Below are 16,160 nucleotides of genomic sequence, written 5' to 3'. Positions count from 1 at the left end.
GCAGTTCAATCCAGCCGCGAATCAAGGATTACACAGTTTGATGAATGTCAGAATGATTGCAGTAGGGCCACGGGCTGCCCTCGGATTTGCCTGCCTGGCACTCCTGAGCGCCTTGCTGGGCGCTTTTGCGCTCCAGCAGATCCATGAGGTTCAGGCCGAAGCGCTCGATATCAAGGACAATTGGCTTCAGCGGGTGCGGGCCTTGGGCACTGCCAACGCGGCCCTCAATCGATACCGAATGGGATCCATGCAACACATTTTGTCGGTCAGCCCTGAGCAGATGCAGACTTACGAAGAGCGTACGGCGGGCCGGTTGCAGCAGGTTCGGGAGCAGATGCAGCGTTATGCGCAGTTATTGCAGACCGATCAGGAACGCCAGGGGATGCAGGCATTCGTTCATAGCCTCGAGGTGTATGCCAAACACCATGATGCCCTGCTGGCAGTGTCCCGTACCGGAGACAAGGCCGGAGCGCGTGCCTACCTGATGTCCGTGCGTGATGCCTATGACCAGATGACACGCGAGTTCGATGCCCTGATCGAGCAGGCGGACGCCGGTGCCCGACAGGCCAGTCTGAGGTCCGAGGCCGCCTATGCCCGCGCGGTGAAAGGGGTTCTCCTGGTGCTGCTGCTGGTTTGCGTATGCACCATATTGATTGCCTGGTTGCTCACCAGGAGCATCACCACGCCCCTCAGGTACGCGCTTCAGGTCGCCGAGAGGATCGCCAAGTCCGATTTGACGCAGGCCATCGTGCCAACCGGCAATGACGAGGCGACCCGGCTGATGCAGGCACTGCAGCACATGCAATCGAGCCTGCAGCAGACGCTGCGGCAAATTGACGGATCCTCCACCCAATTGGCTGCGGCCGCCGAGGAGTTGACCGCAGTTACCGAAGAGGGCCGCCGGGACAACCAGTTGCAGCACGCTGAAATCGAGCAGGCGGCGACGGCGGTGACCCAGATGACCAGTGCCACCGAAGAGGTGGCGCACAATGCGGCGCAGGCCTCGCAGCTTACCCGCGATGCGCGGGAGACAGCGCTCGCGGGCAAGCACAAGATGGACGATGCGTTGCTGTCGCTCAATGAATTGATACGCGAAGTGCTGGCCAGTGCCGATCAGGTGCAGGGCTTGAGTGAGGCGGCGCAGGGTATTGGTCGGGTGCTGGATGTGATTCGCACCATCGCCGAGCAAACCAACCTGCTGGCTCTCAATGCTGCCATCGAGGCCGCACGGGCAGGCGAGGCAGGGCGTGGGTTCGCGGTAGTTGCCGACGAAGTTCGCGGCCTGGCTCATCGCACGGCGCAATCGACACGCGAGATCGAGTCCATGATCACTGCCATGCAACAGGAAACCAGCATTGCGGTGCACACCATGCACGCGAGCACGAGCCGTACGCAGGAGACCTTGGCTTTGGCCGAAGCTGCAAGCATGGCGCTGCAGACGTTGCTCTCGAGCAGCGAGCAAATCAACGAGCGAAACCAGGTTATCAGCAGTGCAGCAGCCGAGCAGACGGAAGTGGCCAGAAGCACCGACCGTAACCTGTTGGCGATTCAGGAATTGTCCGTGCAGACATCTGCAGGTGCTTTGCAGACTTGCGCGGCAAGCCAGTCGCTTGCACGTCTTGCCCTTGAGCTCAGTGATCTGGTGCGACAATTTCGCATGATTGCCCACTGACGCAGACCTGACGAAGCGCTGGCAACTTCGCGTATACTTGCACTTGTTGGCGCCGATAATCAATGAATTGGTCGCCGCTTATCCAGGCTTCTTCACTTTTGGTTCATTGCTATGGCATCCAGCACCCTCGTCCAGCGTATCGTTTTCGACATCAGGCACAAGATCCAGCTTGGCGATATCAGTACCGGCTCCCATTTGAGCGCGCAGAAAGTCGCCGATGACTTTCATGTCTCGCGCTCTCCAGCCCGTGAGGCGCTGACCGTGCTGGCTGAACAGGGCGTGCTGGAGCAGTTTCCGAATCGCGGTTTCTTCGTGATCGGCATTCCGGAAGGTGCCGGCGAAGCACTCGACGAGATCACGGCCAACGAAGAACCGCCGGAGTACTACAAGCTTTCCGAAGACTGGCTGAACGACGCGATACCCGCTGAGGTCACCGAAAAGTACCTGCGCGAACGCTACGATCTGACCAAGTTCCAGGTCATCGACATCCTTAACCGTGCGGCCAAGGTCGGCTGGGCGGAGCCCAAGCCCGGCTACGGATGGCGGTTCCTGGATGTGGCAAAAACCCCCGAGACGTTGCAGCAGATCTACAAGGTCCGTTCGCTGATCGAGCCGGCGGCACTGCTGGAAAGCGATTTTCACTACGACCTGGAAGTGCTGCGGCGGTTGAAGAAGGAGCAGAAAGACCTGCTTTCGGGTGGCATCGACACGCTGCCAGCCGATGTCCTGCTCAAGTCTGGCATCCGTTTCCACGAGGACTTGATCAAGCTGTCTGGCAATCCGCTGTATCACATGATTCTCAAGCAGTTGAACAATATGCGGCGGCTGCTCGAGTACCGCTCCATGATCGACCGCAAGCGCTTGTATACCCAGTGCGCCGAGCACTTGCGGATGATCGAACTGGTGGAAGAGGGCAATAACCTGGAGGCTGCGCACCTGATGAAGCGTCACCTCAGTGGTTCGTTCGCGCGCAAATCGCCCATCCTCGAGCTGCGTCGGGCGGGGCAGTCGCCAGCCCAGCAGCTCGAAAGCGAAGTGCCTGCGCTCTAGCGCGGCTCAGTCAGCATCCTCTGGCTGCTCGGGAGCAATCCTCGCGTTCTGGCGTGCCAGCCAGAACTTGAGGACAGGCTCGGCGCACAGCATCACGACTACCAGGCGCATGATCTGCATCGCCGTGACCATGCCCGCGCCTAGGTGCAGGGCTTCGGCCGTCAGGTACATCTCGGTGCTGCTGCCAGGCATCATGCCCAGTGCCAGCGACAACACTGGCATGCTGGTCAACCAGCCAAACCCCCAGGCGAACAGAAAGGTGCTGGCGATCATCGACAGGGTGAATACCACCACTTTGACCAGGTACAGCGGCGAGCGGCGGAAGAAGCCGCGGTCGAAGAAGCTGCCCAAGGCGCAACCGATCATCAGCTGGCCGTATTGGCTGAGCTCCACCGGCAGGGCTGTGCGCAGGTCGAACGTTGCCGTCACGGCTGCACACAGGGCCATGGGGCCGAACATCCAGGGGTTGGGCAGGCTCAGGCGCTTCCAGAGCAGCGCCACCAGTGCGCCGCCTGCGAGCATTGGCCCGAGCCACTGCCACTCGGCTGGCGGCCGCGGCTCCACGGCTCCACGGCTCATGTGCATCAGCAGGAACATCGCCGGCGGTACGCTGAGCACGATCAGCACCAGGCGAATGCTGTGCGCGGCGGCGATCTGGCTGACGTCGGCGCGATAGCGCATACCCAGCTGGATCATCTCGGCGAAGTTGGCCGGCATGAAGGCGAAATAGGCAGTGGTCAAGTCCATACCCTGCCGGCGCATCACGGCGATGCCGATCAGTGCCAGCACCAAGGTCAGGAACGCTGCGGCTAGCATCATGGGGAAGTGAGTGACGATCTCCTGCAATACCGGCTGGGTGAAATGCAGGCCGATGGACGTAGCGATCATCCATTGGCCTGATTTTCTTCCATTGGGTATTTCGGCGATCAGCCACCCGCTGCAGCGCACGAAGATCACCGCCAGCATCGAGCCGATGATCCAGGGCAGTGGCCAGTGCGCTGCACTGGCAAGCAGTGCGCCGACGATGCCTACCAGGGGGGTGGCCCACCAGGTTTTCAGGCTTGCAAGCATGGGCTCTTCACTTCAGTGGATAAAGGCGTCGCAGTTCGGCGATCTGCTCGGGGGTCAGCGTCTTGAACTTGTGCTGGAAAATCAGCAGGAACAGTTGCGCCGTTGCCTCGAGTTCTTCGGTGGCATCGACAGCTGCGTTCAGGTCGCTGCCGGCCACCACCGGGCCATGATGCGCAAGGAGCATGGCGTGGTGTTTGCTGGAGAATGACCGCACCGCTTCGGCCAGGGCCGGATCGCCCGGGGCGTAGTACGGCACCAGCGGCAACTTGCCGACGCGCATGGCGTAGTAGGCCGTGATGGCGGGCAACAGATCATCGGGGTCCAGGCCATCGAGTACCGAAACGGCCACCGAGTGTGTGGAGTGCAGATGCACCACGGCGCCGCTGGTGGGGCGCTCCTGATACATCGCCAAGTGCAGCATGAGCTCTTTGGAGGGCTTGTCGCCACTGATGTGCCGGCCGTCCCAGTCAAGTTTGGTCAGGCGTGCCGGATCCAGTCGGCCCAAGGAAGAACCGGTAGGTGTGAGCAACCAGCCATCGTCCAGGCGCACGCTGATGTTGCCGGTGCCTCCATGGGTCAGGCCACGGTCATACATGGACTTGCCCAGCAGAACGATTTGTTCCCGTTCCTTGTTCTCGTTCATGGCGCTATCTCCAACGCTTTGCTGAAGAAGTCACGGGTCCCGAAGTTGCCGGATTTGAGCGCCAGTGCCACTGGGCGTTGGCCCAGGCCCAAGGTCCATGGCACACCCGGATCGATCGATGCGCCGATGCGCAGCGCTTCAACGCCCAGCGCTTTCACCACGGCGCCGGATGTTTCGCCACCCGCCACAACAAAGGTGTTGACGCCCAGATCCTGCAAGCCCAAGGCAGTTTGCGCAAGCGCGTGTTCCACAATCTCGCCAGCGGCAGCGACGCCCAGGCGTGCCTGCACGGCTTTGACTGCTTCGGGCCTGGCGCTGGCGTAAATCAGCACCGGCCCTTGCTGCAGCAGCGGGCGCGCCCACTCCAGTGCTTCGCTGACCTGGTCATGGCCGTCAGCCAGGCGCAGCGGGTCGAAGGCAAAGCTTGGGCGACCACTCTGCTGCCAGTGTTCAACCTGGCCATTGGTGGCCACCGAGCAACTGCCGGACAGTACAGCCGAGAGACCGTCGACAGGCGGCAGATCGGCGGCGGATGAGGCATCCGGCAGGAGCCCGGCGCGCTTGAAGTTGTCCGGCAGGCCAATGGCCACGCCCGAACCGCCGGTGATCAATACATGGTCAGCCGCCGCTTCGCCGATAATTTTGAGGTCCAGGTTGCTGGTGGCATCGACGATGGCGTAGCCGCAGCCTTCTGCTCGGGCGTTGGAGAATGCCTGGCGCACAGCGCCGGTGCCCTGGTTGACGATGGAATGAGGTACCAGGCCGACCTTGCGTGAAGTCTGCTGCTGCAGCACGCGCACCAGGTTGGCGTCGGTCATGGGCGTCAACGGGTGGTTGCGCATGCCCGACTCGCTGAGCAGTACATCGCCAACGAACAGGTAGCCGTTGAACAGCGTGCGCTGGTTCTCGGGGAAGGCTGGGCACGCCAGGGCGAATGGGGTGTCCAGGGCATCGAGCAGGGCGTCGGCGACGGGGCCGATGTTGCCTTGGGCGGTGGAATCGAACGTGGAGCAGTATTTGAAGAAGAACTGGCGGCAACCGGCTTGTTTGAGCCAGGCGAGGGCAGCCAGCGATTCCTCCACCGCTTCAGTAGCGGGAAGGGTACGGGATTTGAGGGCGATGACCACGGCGTCGACATCTGCGTCGATCGGGCCTTCAGGCACGCCGATTACCTGCAGGGTGCGCATGCCGCCACGGACCAGCATGCTGGCAAGGTCGGTGCCACCGGTGAAGTCGTCGGCGATGCAGCCGAGTAGAGGTTGGTTCACGGCCGGGTACTCCAGTCAGACGGGGATGGCGCTCCTGTTGGGAGCGGGCTTGCCCGCGCTGGCGTCAATCTCGGCCCGCAGGTGGCGGGCAAGCTGACGACAGCGCGGGCAAGCTTCTGCTTCAGGGCTGGTGTGTCGATCAGCCAGCGATGACGGCGGCGACGGCCTCGCCAAAGGCGCGGCAACCCAGCTTGCCACCCAGGTCGGCGGTGCGCTTGGCCGGGTCTTCCAGCACGGCGTCGACCGCTTGCTCCATGGCCTTGCCAGCTTCGCCCAGTGCAGGCTTGGCATGCTGCTCACCCATCCACTGCAGCAGCATCGCGACCGACAGGATCATCGAAACCGGGTTCGCCTTGTCCTGGCCGGCGATGTCCGGGGCCGAACCGTGTTGGGCTTGTGCGCAGCAGTGGATATCGCTGTGCATGGTGGAGCCGGCCAGGCCGAGGCTGCCGGACAGTTCGCTGGCCAGGTCGCTGATGATGTCGCCGTAGAAGTTGGTGGCGACCAGAACGTCGAAGCGCTCCGGGCTGCGCACCAGGTGGGCGGTGGAGGCGTCAACCAGCAGGTCGTCGAGTTTGACTTCCGGGAAGTCCTTGGCAACGTTGCGTACGCACTCCAGGAACAGGCCGTCGGTCATGTGGAAACTGTTGGCCTTGTGGATGGCGGTGACCTTGCGGTTGCGCTTCATTGCCAGTTCGAAGGCGCGGCGGGCGATACGCTCGCTGCAGTGGCGGGTAATTTTGCGGGTCGACAGCGCCATGTCCGGGGAAGGCATCACTTCGCCCCAGCCGCGAGACATGTTGCGGTCCGGATAGAAACCTTCGGTTGCTTCGCGCATGATCACCAGGTCCATGCTCTTGCCTGGTTTCATGTTCGATTCAATGAACGGGCGGGTGCGCGCCGGGCGAACGTTGGCATACAGGTCAAGGCCAATGCGGAAACCAGCCGAGACGTTACGGCCGCCTTTTTCCGGTGCCGGGTAATCAGCATGGGATTGCGTGCCCAGGATGATGCCGTCGTAGGTCTTGGCCTTTTCCAGCACCTCGTCACGCAGGGTGGTGCCGTACTTTTCCAGGCTGACGAAGCCGACGTCGTCATAATCGAAGCTCAGGCCCAGGTCGAATTTCTTGTTGACGGCCTGCAGTGCCGACATCGAGGACTCGACAATTTCAGGACCGATACCATCGCAGGGAAGAACCAGAATACGCATCACACTCTCCTAAGCATTTTTGTTCGTAGATGAAGCGGCTCGTCGTCAGCGCCACAGGGTGTACGTTAAAGCGACGAAGTACAATCATCGGAGCGATCGACTGTCGTCCGACCGATGCTGTCTCCGGTAGCAGCTCTCGCTGGTGATCCGGGCGCTTTGCATTTTATTGCATGTAAAACCAATTTATGCAACATTTGTTTTGTCTACGACCAACGGAGTGACTGCGGTGAGTATCAAGACGACTGATCTGTGCGACGAATTCGGCGCCAGGGCCAAGGTGCTGTTGCCGATTTTCCAGGATCTGGGGGGGCAGGCAGGCTTTCAAGGCCGCGCTGTTACTGTGAAATGCTTCGAGGACAACTCGCGTATCAAGGAGTTGAGTACCACCCCCGGCGCGGGCAAGGTGCTGGTGATCGATGGCGGGGGCAGTGACCGTTGCGCCCTGTTCGGCGATCATATCGCTGAAGATCTGCTGCGCCACGGCTGGGCGGGTGTGCTGGTCTATGGTTACGTACGTGACAAGGCTGTATTGCGTACCTTGCCGATTGCCATCAAGGCGCTGGGCGTGACCCCCGCAAAGTCGACCAAGCGCAATGAAGGCCAGCTAGGTCTGAGTGTGACCATTGCCGGCCAGGTGATTGCTGAAGGCGATCAATTGTTTGCCGACGAGGATGGTGTACTGGTGCTCGATGCGCCGTTCGAAGAGGGGGCAGCATGATGGCGGCGAAACGTGTTTTTCTGATACATGCCACCCCCGTGGCGGTCGCGCCGATCAACGACGCCTTTGCGCGGCTGTGGCCAGAAGCCGAACTGTGCAACTTGCTGGAAGATTCCCTCTCGCGTGATCTGCGCAGCGCAGGCTCCGTCACCGAGCCGCTCAAGCATCGGTTCCTTGAACTGGCGCGGTATGCGCGCGGAGCAGGGGCTGATGGCATCCTGTTTACATGTTCGGCATTCGGCGAGGCGATCGATGCCTGCAAGAAGGGCATGGATATACCCGTTCTGAAACCCAACGAAGCGATGCTCGAAGAAGCATTGGAGCATGGTGAGCGGGTAGTGTTGCTGGCAACCTTCCCTCCGGCAATCGATTCGATGACAGAGGAGTTGATGGCGGCTGCCAGTGCTCAGGGCAAGCAAGTCCAGTTGCAGCATGCCGTCAGCCCGGCTGCCATCGAAGCCCTCCATCAAGGGGATCATGCCAGGCATGACCGACTGATTGGCGAGATGATCTCGCCGCTTGCCGATGCCGATGTCATCTGTTTCGCCCAGTTCTCGATGACCTCTGCGGCCAGCGGCTGCGCTGAGCTTACAGACACTCCAATTCTGACCACGCCAGACAGCGCGGTGCTCAAGATGAAGCGACTACTCGATGCTTAGGCAGGCTCATTTGCGCTTGTAGATGCTCAGGTACACGTTGGTATTTTTCAAGTTCGACCGGGGGTGCGCAGGGTGAATCTGCCTGGCATGCCTGGTCGCGCTGAAGGCGGTTCAGGCACTGCCGGCGTTTTTCACCGCCGACCCAGACGCGACATTCACGGCGTAGACACACAACAATAATTGTATTTCAAGTCAAGGTGGTACAAATGCTGTCGTTCCTCGGATATGGCATGATCGTGACCTTCATGGCCCTGATCATGACCAAGCGCCTGTCACCTCTGGTGGCCATGACCACGGTGCCGATCCTGTTCGCGCTGATCGGGGGCTTTGGCCCGGACATGGGCGACATGATGATCGAAGGCCTGCGCAAGGTCGCGCCAACGGCCATCATGGTGATGTTCGCCATTCTCTACTTCGGCCTGATGTTCGATACCGGCCTGTTCGATCCCATCATCAAGAAATTCATCCAGTTGATCGGTGGCGACCCGATGAAGGCCGTGGTGTTCGCCGCATTGCTGGCAGGCCTGGTGTCGCTCGACGGTGACGGTTCGACCACCTACATGATCACCGTCACGGCCATGTTGCCGTTGTTCAAGCGCATGCGCCTGGATCCGCTGGCGTTGACCTGCGTGGTGATCCTTGCGGCCAGTGTCACCAACCTGCTTCCGTGGGGCGGGCCGCTGGCGCGTGCCGCCGCTTCGCTGCAGGTAGACACTGCCGATCTGTTTCTGCCGCTGATTCCGACGCTGGTCATCAGTTTTCTCGGCGTACTGCTGCTGGCCTGGTTCATCGGTACCCGCGAGCGCCAGCGGCTCGGCAGGCTGACGCAACCGCTTGGCTCGACTAGCGCTACATTCGATGAGGATGATGTTGGTTCGCCTTCGCTGTCTGATGAAGATGCCGAACTGCGCAGACCAAAGCTGTTCTGGCTGAACGCTGCGCTGACCGTCGCTCTGATGGCTGGCCTGGTAATGGAATTGTTGCCACTGGCAATCCTGTTCATGGTCGCCTTCGCATGCGCGCTGGTGATCAATTACCCGCACATTCAGGACCAGCGTCGGCGTATCTCCGCGCATGCGCCGACCGCGCTCAACCAGATCGCGATCTTCCTGGCGGCAGGGATTCTCGCCGGCATTCTGTCCGGTACCGGCATGGTGGATGCGATGTCCAAGAGCTTCCTCAACATGCTGCCGGCGCAGTGGGGCCCATACATGGCGCCGATCACTGCACTGGCCAGTATCCCGGGGACGTTCTTCATGTCCAACGATGCCTTCTATTATGGTGTGCTGCCGGTACTGGCCAAGGCGGCCGAGGTGTACGGCATTACCCACGCCGAAATCGGCCGGGCTTCGCTGGTCGGCCAGCCGATCCACCTGCTGAGCCCGCTGGTGGCCTCGACTTATCTGCTCTGCGGCCTGGCTGGCGTGGAGTTCAGTGACCACCAGAAATACACGCTCAAGTGGGCATTTGCCCTGTGCATGGTGATCATGCTGGTGAGCATGGCGTTTGGGTTGTTCCCCTGGAGTGCAGCCTGAACCCAGAAGCTCATGCAGGCCGCCAGGCCTGCATGATTTTTCAGCCGGTCAATGGCGAGCATCGGCTGGCAGGATTGTGCCCGTGACGAATTCGATGAAGCGCCGATTTGCCAAGGAAAGGTGCTCGTCGGCCCGCCAGCAAAGGCTGAACTGCAAGTGCTGAGGGGGCTCGAATGGAATGCCTGTCAGGCCGCTACTCGCCTGCATGTTGGAGCGGAATATCGTTGTAGCGCCCAACCCTCGTTGAGCGGCTTGCAGTACCAGTGGTGCATCGTTGCTTTCCAGCACGGTGTGGAATGCAATGCCATGGAGCTTGCAGTATTCATCCAGCATCACGCGCTGAGCGAAGCGGCCGTCGAGTAGCACCATGGACTGTTCGTGCAGGCATTCTGGCGACAGGGTGTCATGCCGCGCCAGAGGATGTGTTGGCGATACGCCGATGATCAGTTCATCGGCGTCGACCAGCGCAGAGCGCCAGTGGGGTTTCACCCTGCGGGCATTCATCAGTGCTATGTCGATTTCTCGTGATTCCAGCCGCAAGCCCACTTCCTGGCCGCCCCCTTCCAGTGCCTTGAAGCGTACACCTGGGTAACGCTCGTGGAACTGTTCGAGCCAGGACGGAAGGCGCCCCATCCCGAACATGGGAGCAAAACCGAGCCGCACCTCACCCGATGCCAATTGATTGAGCGCGCCCAACTCTTGCCGGGCGCAGGCAAGCTCTTGCAGCGTCAAGTCCACCCGCCGCAGAAAGCGCTCCCCCTCGGCCGTGACGGTTACGCCTCTGGCATTGCGTTCGAAGAGGGTAACCCCAAGCTCCTGTTCGAGGCGTGCGATTGCCATGCTCAGCGCGGATTGCGCGACATGCAGGCATTGAGCGGCGCGGGTGAAGCTGCCCGTATGGGCAACTTCAACTGCATATTTGAGGGCTTTAAGGTTCATGGTGTAAGTCATCACGGAAACAGATGCCTAACCCTACATTAATGAATTTTCTATTCCAATTTGTGGTGGTTAAGCTGTGACCTTGATTCACAGGCAGGAATGACAGCGCGACATGAACCGATCAACTCAAATTGCTTTTTTGGTGGCGGCGACGTTCTTCATGGAAAACCTCGATGCCACTGTGATTGTCACGGCGCTGCCGGAAATGGCGCGCAGCTTTGGCGTCAAGCCGGTCGACCTCGGCATTGGCATGAGCTGCTATCTACTGGCGATGGCTGCGTTCATACCCCTCAGCGGATGGGCAGCAGATCGCTTCGGCGCCCGTACCACCTTCACCGTCGCTATTGCCGCGTTTTCTTTGTCTTCCCTGCTGTGTGGTCTGAGTCAAAGTCTCGAGATGTTCGTAGCCGCACGGGTACTGCAAGGCGTCAGCGGGGCATTGATGGTGCCCGTGGGGCGGCTGGCGGTGCTCAGGGCGACCGACAAGAAGGACCTGGTCAGAACGCTTGGCTACATTACCGTGCCTGGGCTGGTGGCGCCCGTGCTTGGGCCGCCGGTGGGCGCTTTGCTGGTAACGCACGCTTCCTGGCCCTGGATTTTCTATCTGAATGTGCCTGTCGGCATTGTCGCGCTGATCGTCGCAAGCCGTTTGCTCGATGATCATCGGACAGGGAGCCGGGGCGCATTCGACTGGTTGGGTTTCGTTTGGGTATCGGGTAGTTGTGTGCTGCTGCTATCAGCCTTCGAAATGCTGGGCCATGCGAGTACCCAGGGTTGGGTCGCAGCGCTTGTGCTGTTGTCGGCTGTGTTGATTGGCGCAATTGGCGTGCGTCACCTGCGCCTGGTACCGGAGCCACTGGTGAAGCTTGCAGTGCTGGGTGTTCCCACCTTTCGCCATACATTCGTCAGCGGTTCGCTGTTCAGGGTCTGTATCAGCACACTGCCGTTCCTGTTGCCGCTGATGTTCCAACTGGCGTTCGGCTTCTCCGCTATCGCGGCAGGGAGCCTGATGATCGCTGTGTTTGCTGGCAATCTGGTGATGAAAGTGTTTACCACCGGGATACTCAAGCGCTGGGGGTTTCGGCGCGTATTGCTGATCAACGGTTGGTTGGGCGTGCTGTGTATCGGTGGCTGCGCGCTGCTTGACAAATCAAGCAGCCAACACCTGGTTCTCTTGCTGCTGTTCATGGGAGGGCTCTCGCGTTCGCTGCAGTTCACTGCCTACAACAACGTTGGCTTTTGCGAAATTCCTGCGGCCGACATGCGGGACGCATCCACGCTGTTCAGCATGGCGTTCCAGTTGAGTATGGGGCTGGGAATCGCGATTGGTGCGTTGCTGCTGCGCGCGGCAATGCTCACCCACGGCAGCGCGGGGATTCCGAGTGTGCAGGATTTTCAGTTTGCATTTGTGTGCGTGTCTGTACTTGCGGCGGTAGCTATATGGGATAGCTGGAAAATGCGCCGTGATGCTGGCGCCCTTGTTTTACAAGGGTAAACGCTTTGTGCAGGTGTCAATTCAACCGAGGCAAGCCCGCTGCTGCCGGTCGGATCTGAGCAATATTAATTTAAATATTGTATTTTGATGTTACAAAATCCATTAACATGCCGGCCGCTCGTGATTGTCCTGAGAGGCCTGTATGAAAGAAACACCCAATGGGATCACTCGTCGCCAGTTACTGGGCGCCGGAACGCTCATCGCGGTGAGCTCATCCTTCAGCAACGCTGCCACCATCGTCGGTGGCCAAGCGTTGCCCTGGACACCTGGCGCGGCTGACCCGCCTGCCGACATCAACCCGCATAACTGGACGTTCTTCAACGACCAGGAGCGACTGGCGGTGGAAGCCATCGTAGAAACGCTAATCCCTGCTGATGAACTGAGCCTGAGCGGTAAAGACGCCGGTTGCGCCATCTACATCGATCGTCAGATGTCCGGGCCGCAAGGGCAGGGGGCGCGCATGTACCTGCAAGGCCCATTCGCCAAGGGGCTGCCTACTCAAGGCCCGCAGTCGCCGCTGACACCCGCCGAGCAGATGCGCGCGGGCCTGGCTGCCCTGGACAAGCACTGCCAGGCTGCCTTTGGCCAACCGTTCGCTCAACTGGCCGCGCACGACCGCGAAGCGCTGCTGAGAGGGTTGGAGAGCGGCCATGTGGAGCTGCCCGACGGCGTTCAGGGCAGCGCATTCTTCGAAGTGCTGCTGTCGCGCACGATGGAAGGCTTCTTCGCCGATCCGATTTACGGCGGTAATCGCGACATGGTGAGCTGGAAAATGATCGGCTACCCAGGCTCGCGCTACGACTACCTGGACTGGATCGACAAGCACGGACAGACCTATCCGAACCCTCCCGTGAGTATTGCCGGTCGTCCAGACTGGAAGGTGTAAGAGTCAGATGATCAAGTTACCCAAGAAAGATGTCGCGATTGTCGGCCTGGGCTGGTGCGGTTCGATCATGGCGATCGAAATGGCCGAGGCAGGGCTGGACGTGGTCGCGTTCGAGCGCGGACCATGGCGCGATACCGGCACCGATTTCAACCCCGGCTACGTGCAGGACGAACTGCGCTACGTGATCCAGCAAGAACTGATGATCACGGCCGCGGAGGACACCTACACCTTCCGCAATGCCTACGGCCAGACAGCGCTGCCGATGCGCGAGTACGGTTCGTTCCTGCTGGGTACCGGCCTGGGCGGCTCGGGTGCCCACTGGAGCGGCCTGACCTGGCGCTACAACCCAACCGACTTCGTCCTGCGCTCGCACCTGACCGAACGTTATGGCGCCAAGGCAATCCCCAAGGACCTGCTGGTGCGCGACTGGGGCGTGACTTACGATGAACTCGAACCGTTCTATGACAAGTTCGAGAAAATGGCCGGTATCGGTGGCAAGGCCGGCATGCTCAATGGCCAGTACCAGCCGGGCGGCAACCCGTTCGAAGGCAATCGCTCCAGCGAATTCCCGTTGCCGCCGATGCCCATGACCTATGCGCCAACGCTGTTCGCCGAGGCCACTGCGAAGATGGGGCTGCGGCCTTTCCCTACGCCCAGCGGTAATGCCTCCAAGGTCTATACCAACCCCTACGGCGTCACGATGGCGCCGTGCACCTATTGTGGTTACTGCTCGCGCTGCGGTTGTGCCAACTACTCCAAGTCTACGCCGCAGACCAACATCATCCCGGCGCTGATGCGGCGGCGTAACTTCACGGCCCAGGTGCAATCGGAAGTGCTGCAGGTCAAGCTGGATGCGTCTGGCAAGCGTGCTGTCGGCGTGATTTATGTCGATGCCAGTGGTCAGCAATACGAGCAGCCTGCGGATCTGGTGATCCTCACGGCGTTTTCGGTACCGAACGTACGTCTGCTGTTCGCATCCGGCATTGGCAAGCCGTATGACCCCGTCAGCGAGACCGGGCTGATCGGCAAGAACTACGCCTACCAGACCAACTCCAGCGTGCAGGCGTTTTTCGACGACAAGAACTTCAACCCCTTCATCGCTGGTGGTGGCGTGGGTCAGGCCTGTGATGAGTACAACGGTGACAACTTCGACCATTCGGGGCTGGGCTTCTTCGGCGGTGCCTGCATCATGTCCAACGTCACCAGCGGCTGGCCGATCAGCAACCGCATGACACCACCGGGCACGCCACGCTGGGGCAAGGGCTGGAAGGCTGCGACCAAGCAGCACTACCTGAGCACTACGGTGGTCCGCACGCAAGGCAGTTCCTACCCGACCCGCTCGAACTACCTGGGTATCGATCCTACCTACAAGGATCGTCACGGCCGCCCAATGATGCAGCTGACCTTCGATTTCCCGGAGAACGACTTGAAAATGTCCGCCTTCGTCACCGACAAGGCCGCTGACGTGGCGCGCGCGATGGGTGCACGGCAGATCGTGGCCAAGCCGGCGAAAGGGCCCTACAACATCGTGCCGTTCCAGAGTACCCACAACACCGGTGGCGCGATCATGGGTGACAACCCGCGTGACAGCGTGGTCAACAAGTACCTGCAATGCTGGGACGTACCCAACCTGTTCGTGATCGGCGGCTCTGCTTTCCCACAGAATGCCGGCTACAACCCCACCGCGACGGTGGGCGCACTGGCTTACTGGGCCGCGCACGCGATCCGCACTCAGTACCTGAAGAACCCTGGCCCGCTGGTGCACGCATGATCAGGACAGCCACCGCAGCAATGGCTGCTTCGCTCATGCTATCCGCTGCCGCCCACGCGGACAGCGCGTTCTTCCCTGATATCGAAAAAGGCCGCTATCTGACCACCGTGGGTGACTGCACGGCCTGTCATACCAGCGAGCACGGCCCAGTGATGGCCGGCGGCAAGGCCATCGAGACGCCGTTCGGCAAGCTTGTCGCGCCCAACCTCACGCCAGACCGCGAAACAGGCATTGGCGCCTGGACCGACGAGCAGTTCGTGCAGGCCCTGCAGAAAGGCGTTGGGCACCACGGCGAACTGCTGTATGGCGCGTTTCCCTACACGGCCTACACGAAGGTCAAGCGCGAGGATCTGCTGGCGATCCGTGCCTACCTGGCCACGCTGCCGCCGGTCCACAACAAAGTGGTGGCCAACCAGCTGCCATTCCCTTTCAACGTCAGGACCAGCCTGTATGGCTGGAACATGATGTTTTTCAAAGAGGGTGAGTACAAGCCCGACCCAGGCAAGAGCGCCGAATGGAATCGTGGCGCCTACCTGGCCGAAGGCCTTGCTCATTGCGGCACCTGCCACAACTCGAAAAACCTGTTGGGCGGCGATACCGCCGACGGCCACCTGCAGGGCTACACCTTGCAAGGTTGGGTGGCGCCAACCATCACGGGCGATGCATACCGGGGCGTCGGCGGCTGGAGCAATGCCGAACTGGTCGAGTACCTGAAGACCGGGCGCAACCGCTTTTCGGCCGCATCCGGGCCCATGGGCGAAGTGGTGATGCATTCCACCCAGTTCATGAAGCACGAAGACCTGAACGCGATAGCCACCTACATCAAAAGCCTGGACGCTGGGCTCAAGTCGCCCAAGCCCGTGGACGCGAAAACCCAGGCGATGGTGGCGGGCAAGGCGTTGTACGCCGACAACTGTTCGGCGTGTCACATGGCCAATGGTGAAGGTGTGGAGAAGATTTTCCCGTCTCTGCGCAATGCCGGTGCGGTGCTGGCGGACGACCCCGCCACGGTGCTACGGGTGGTGCTCGAAGGGGCTCAGGCGGTTGCCACCGATGCCGCGCCGACCGGCCCGTCCATGCCGTCTTTTGCCTGGCGCCTGGACGACAGCCAGGTGGCGGCGGTGGCCACCTACATCCGCAACACCTGGGATAACGCTGCGCCTGCCGTGACGGCCGACCAGGCCCGCGCAGTGCGCGAAGACCTGGCAGCCGGCCACTGAAAACGATCGAGCCCCGCGCAATG

Annotated in this window: 14 protein-coding genes and 1 pseudogene; 10 read left to right on the top strand and 5 right to left on the bottom strand. The window is 60.8% G+C overall.

Going from position 1 to position 16,160, the window contains the following annotated elements:
• Nucleotides 1-40: 40 nt before the first annotated feature.
• From ACIQUI_RS24735 to ACIQUI_RS24725, 3 genes and pseudogenes are all read left to right on the top strand, one after another.
• Nucleotides 41-808: pseudogene (locus tag ACIQUI_RS24735) on the top strand (MCP four helix bundle domain-containing protein); the annotation flags it as partial.
• Nucleotides 782-1,672, top strand: a complete 891-nt coding sequence (locus ACIQUI_RS24730; protein WP_391137895.1) for a methyl-accepting chemotaxis protein — start codon at nucleotides 782-784, stop codon at nucleotides 1,670-1,672. The pseudogene ACIQUI_RS24735 and the gene ACIQUI_RS24730, both read left to right, overlap by 27 nt.
• A 111-nt stretch (nucleotides 1,673-1,783) precedes the next feature.
• Nucleotides 1,784-2,722: a GntR family transcriptional regulator gene (locus ACIQUI_RS24725; RefSeq protein ID WP_391137870.1), complete on the top strand. Its 939-nt coding sequence runs from the start codon at nucleotides 1,784-1,786 to the stop codon at nucleotides 2,720-2,722.
• Nucleotides 2,723-2,728: 6 nt separating this feature from the next.
• Here the strand turns inward: ACIQUI_RS24725 and ACIQUI_RS24720 are convergent, their stop codons facing one another.
• From ACIQUI_RS24720 to ACIQUI_RS24705, 4 genes are all read right to left on the bottom strand, one after another.
• The gene (locus ACIQUI_RS24720; protein ID WP_403203277.1) at nucleotides 2,729-3,793 is read right to left on the bottom strand and encodes an AbrB family transcriptional regulator; all 1,065 of its coding nucleotides are present in this window, start codon (nucleotides 3,791-3,793) and stop codon (nucleotides 2,729-2,731) included.
• 7 nt (nucleotides 3,794-3,800) lie between these two features.
• Entirely contained in the window at nucleotides 3,801-4,436 is a 636-nt protein-coding gene (gene otnC, locus ACIQUI_RS24715) for a 3-oxo-tetronate 4-phosphate decarboxylase (protein ID WP_110639287.1), read from the bottom strand.
• Nucleotides 4,433-5,704: a 3-oxo-tetronate kinase gene (otnK, locus tag ACIQUI_RS24710; RefSeq protein WP_403203276.1), complete on the bottom strand. Its 1,272-nt coding sequence runs from the start codon at nucleotides 5,702-5,704 to the stop codon at nucleotides 4,433-4,435. The genes otnC and otnK overlap by 4 nt, the downstream gene beginning before the upstream one ends.
• A gap of 139 nt (nucleotides 5,705-5,843) precedes the next feature.
• Nucleotides 5,844-6,914 carry an isocitrate/isopropylmalate family dehydrogenase gene (locus ACIQUI_RS24705; protein ID WP_391137861.1) on the bottom strand — a complete coding sequence of 357 codons (1,071 nt, stop codon included), beginning with the start codon at nucleotides 6,912-6,914 and terminating at the stop codon, nucleotides 5,844-5,846.
• 226 nt (nucleotides 6,915-7,140) lie between these two features.
• Here ACIQUI_RS24705 and rraA point away from each other — a divergent pair, with 226 nt between their 5' ends.
• From rraA to ACIQUI_RS24690, 3 genes are all read left to right on the top strand, one after another.
• Nucleotides 7,141-7,632, top strand: coding sequence for a ribonuclease E activity regulator RraA (rraA, locus tag ACIQUI_RS24700; RefSeq protein ID WP_391137857.1), 492 nt, complete (start codon nucleotides 7,141-7,143; stop codon nucleotides 7,630-7,632).
• Nucleotides 7,629-8,291, top strand: coding sequence for an aspartate/glutamate racemase family protein (locus tag ACIQUI_RS24695; protein ID WP_403203275.1), 663 nt, complete (start codon nucleotides 7,629-7,631; stop codon nucleotides 8,289-8,291). The genes rraA and ACIQUI_RS24695 overlap by 4 nt, the downstream gene beginning before the upstream one ends.
• 206 nt (nucleotides 8,292-8,497) lie before the next feature.
• The gene (locus tag ACIQUI_RS24690; protein ID WP_403203274.1) at nucleotides 8,498-9,826 is read left to right on the top strand and encodes a CitMHS family transporter; all 1,329 of its coding nucleotides are present in this window, start codon (nucleotides 8,498-8,500) and stop codon (nucleotides 9,824-9,826) included.
• 48 nt (nucleotides 9,827-9,874) lie between these two features.
• Here the strand turns inward: ACIQUI_RS24690 and ACIQUI_RS24685 are convergent, their stop codons facing one another.
• Entirely contained in the window at nucleotides 9,875-10,765 is an 891-nt protein-coding gene (locus ACIQUI_RS24685) for a LysR family transcriptional regulator (protein ID WP_403203273.1), read from the bottom strand.
• Between the two features lie 112 nt (nucleotides 10,766-10,877).
• On the opposite strand from ACIQUI_RS24685, the gene ACIQUI_RS24680 reads away from it, so the two are divergent.
• The 4 genes from ACIQUI_RS24680 to ACIQUI_RS24665 all read left to right on the top strand — a co-directional run bounded on the left by ACIQUI_RS24680 (nucleotide 10,878) and on the right by ACIQUI_RS24665 (nucleotide 16,137).
• Nucleotides 10,878-12,260 carry an MFS transporter gene (locus tag ACIQUI_RS24680; RefSeq protein ID WP_403203272.1) on the top strand — a complete coding sequence of 461 codons (1,383 nt, stop codon included), beginning with the start codon at nucleotides 10,878-10,880 and terminating at the stop codon, nucleotides 12,258-12,260.
• 142 nt (nucleotides 12,261-12,402) lie between these two features.
• On the top strand, nucleotides 12,403-13,146 hold the full coding sequence (locus ACIQUI_RS24675; RefSeq protein WP_391131629.1) for a gluconate 2-dehydrogenase subunit 3 family protein: 744 nt from the start codon (nucleotides 12,403-12,405) through the stop codon (nucleotides 13,144-13,146).
• Nucleotides 13,147-13,153: 7 nt separating this feature from the next.
• Nucleotides 13,154-14,917 carry a GMC family oxidoreductase gene (locus ACIQUI_RS24670; RefSeq protein WP_403203271.1) on the top strand — a complete coding sequence of 588 codons (1,764 nt, stop codon included), beginning with the start codon at nucleotides 13,154-13,156 and terminating at the stop codon, nucleotides 14,915-14,917.
• A 20-nt stretch (nucleotides 14,918-14,937) separates the two neighbouring features.
• Entirely contained in the window at nucleotides 14,938-16,137 is a 1,200-nt protein-coding gene (locus ACIQUI_RS24665; protein ID WP_403203270.1) for a c-type cytochrome, read from the top strand.
• Nucleotides 16,138-16,160 lie beyond the last annotated feature (23 nt).

Source organism: Pseudomonas sp. NPDC090592 (assembly GCF_044769185.1).
GTDB lineage: Bacteria > Pseudomonadota > Gammaproteobacteria > Pseudomonadales > Pseudomonadaceae > Aquipseudomonas.
This window is presented reverse-complemented; position numbering and strand designations above follow the sequence as displayed.